General features: G+C 68.1%; 1 protein-coding gene. It reads right to left on the reverse strand.

The window, feature by feature from the left end; genetic code table 11:
* Positions 1–214: 214 nt before the first annotated feature.
* On the reverse strand, positions 215–2,317 hold the full coding sequence (locus ABD331_RS60550) for a hypothetical protein (protein WP_344496661.1): 2,103 nt from the start codon (positions 2,315–2,317) through the stop codon (positions 215–217).
* Between the last annotated feature and the right edge of the window lie 485 nt (positions 2,318–2,802).

The raw sequence follows: 2,802 nt of genomic DNA on the forward strand, positions 1-2,802 counted from the left end.
ACGCGCTCGCGGCGCGACGGGGTTCGACGCGGCCGAACCGGCCGGCGATCCGGGCCATCAGCTCGTGGAAGATGACCATCCAGCCGTCAGGGTCTACGCTGTGGCTCGCGGCCACCGCACGATCTTTGGTTGTCTTCACAAACTCCGAATGATCACGCGGTGGCCGTCGCCATGTGACCGTTACGCCTCAAGATCGCGAAGTGTCACTGGAGTACTAACTCTCGCCACCTCTGTGCCGACGCCCCACGTAGGTACGCCCGTCGCCGCCCTTCCCGTCGCCACTGTCATCGCCCTCCGAATCAGCGGCCCAGAAGTCGGCCGCCCCCGGCTGCGGACGCTCCCAGAACCCGCTGTCCTCCATCGATCTCGGCGAAGGCGGCAGATAGTCGTCCCACCGCTCCTCAAGCCGTACGGCGGGAGCAACCGTGGGCTCGGTGGACTCGGGCACGTCCGTCACCGCCGAACTGGGCAGCGCGATGTGGAGCGGCCCCTGCTGCACATCTCGATCCTCCTGCCGCCCCCGAACACCACCCACTAACTCCTCGCCAGCGCCATACTTCGGCACCACACCCCCGCCACCGGCGCCCTCCCCACGCACCCGACCAGACGCGTGCTCCGCGCGCTCCTTCCCACCCATCCGCTCGACCGCAAGTCCCTTGCCGCCCATCCGATCCGACGCGAGCCCCTCCTGTCGCCCCGGGGTCGCACCGTACGGCGGCACCCCAGCCCCGACCCGCCGCGACGGCTCCGCAGCAGCGGAACCCATCGGCGACTCCACGCCAGAAGCAGCGCCCAACGGCGACTCCGCCCCCTCACCCGGCCACCGCCTCCGACCATCGAGCGACGATCCCCCTTCCCGACCCGCCTGCTGGTCCCGTGCACCGAGTGGTGATCGCTCGGCACCCGAACCAGAAGCCTGCGAGGGCGGAGAGGGCTGAGCGGGCTGCTCAGGGATCCGAGTCTTGGCGACGGCCAGGATGACCGCAGGCCGACGAACCGCTCCCCTGACGGGAGAGGTGCTGACATCCTCCTCCGCGACAACCTGCGGCCCTGTATGCGCATCGTGCACCAACGCCGCTCCAGCGGAACGCGTACCGGCGCCAGCCGCAGTCGTGGTCGCGGTAGTGCCCGTACCCATGCCCGTACCCATTCCCGTACCCACGGCCGGAGCAGCGGGGCCGCCCGCAGGACCTGTGGCGAGCGCACGCCTCCGCGCCCAGGCACCAGCGTGCGCGCCCAGCAACAGCAGCAGGATTCCCCCCGCGACGTACAGGCCGTACTGGCCGATGTTCCCGATCGACGACTCGCTCGACTGCGCCTTCACACCATCGCTCTGTACGGGAGCCTCATCCGCCTCGTCCTTCGCATCGGCTGGAACCAATCCCCCGTTCTCGCCCTGATCGTCGCCAGCAGTGGGGATGGGAAGGTTCCCGCTCGGATCAGCGTCGGGGATGTCGGGCAGCTTCGTGGTCGTCGGCTTGCGTGCCGTGGCAGTCGTCGGCTTGCTCGATGAGACGGCCTTCGGCTTCCTGGCGGGCAACGTCGGCAGCGCCTCGGCGCCCTGAGCATCGGCATCCCTGTTCTTCGGCGCCTGCGCGCTTTCCGTGGCCTTCTTCGTCGGCTGCGCCGCAGGTGGGGCAGGGAAGGTGACGTACGCAGCCGCCGAATCTCCCGACCCGACCGAACCGCCGTCACCATCCCCTCTGAACGCCTTGACCGAGAACCCCACCTTCTGCCCCGCCGCCTTCGACGGCACGGCCAGCACCGCCTTGCACGAGGAACCCGAGCACGCACTGTCGGCGGACAGCCGCCCCACAACGCCTGACTGGGTGTTGGAAACCTCGTACGACTGCAGGTCCGGCTCGGATCCCTTGCTCCAGGTGACGAGCACCTTGCCGGTGCCCTGCCTGCTCGCGTTCACTCCCCCTGGCGCTTCGGCCGGCCGCCGCAACTTGAACGTGCTCGTCGCGTACCGGTTCCCGGTGATCTCTCCCTTGAGGGTCACGGTGAAGGTGCCGTTGGGAGCAGCGCCTGCGTCGAACGTGCCGGACAGCGTCTGGTTCGCTCCACCTGAGGCGATCCTCTGGCTGGGCGTGGAGGGCCCGTCCACGTACAGCCCCATCCTCAGCTGCATGAGGCCCGTACGCGCGGAGACCACCACGGAGGAGCCCGAGATCACCTCACCGTCTGAGGGCGAGGTGATCTGCCCGGAGGAATCGGCCCGTACCGCCACCACGGACGCCTGGGCAGTGCCGCCGAGCGCGATGGATCCAGCCACGATCATCCCTGCGGCAACAACTCTGCCGACTACCGTCACGACGCTTCCCTCCATCGAGAGCCTCGCGCCGCCTGAGCACCCTCGGGGCGTTCATGCGACGACCGGAAGTGCAGTGCGCCCGGCCGGCACGGTCACCGACCGTCCCCGGACCCGCACCTTAGCGACTGCGTCCTAGCTCTCCCAGGCTCCTTGACGCATACGGCATGGACCGAGGGTAAGCGGAACCTTACGGGAGACATCCGACTCTTGGACACCACGTCTAAGAAGTCGTGACTTGATTGCGACATTGCCTCTCAGATCCCATCCATCCCATAACGCCTCACCCTTCTGATTGCCGCAGCCCAGCCACCGCAGCGCAACGCAGGAGCCGCCCCTCCGACGCTGCCCGCGATCTCGAATGGGTGTAGCTCTTCCTCAGTGGCTGGAGCGATCAGGCCGTGAGGGAGTATCCGTCCTGGTAGCCGCTCTGGTGGACCCGTTCGTGTTGCCGGGCAAGATGAAAACGCCAGTATTCGTCGAGATCG

The sequence above is a fragment of the Nonomuraea monospora genome, from assembly GCF_039531895.1.
Classification (GTDB): Bacteria; Actinomycetota; Actinomycetes; order Streptosporangiales; family Streptosporangiaceae; genus Nonomuraea; species Nonomuraea monospora.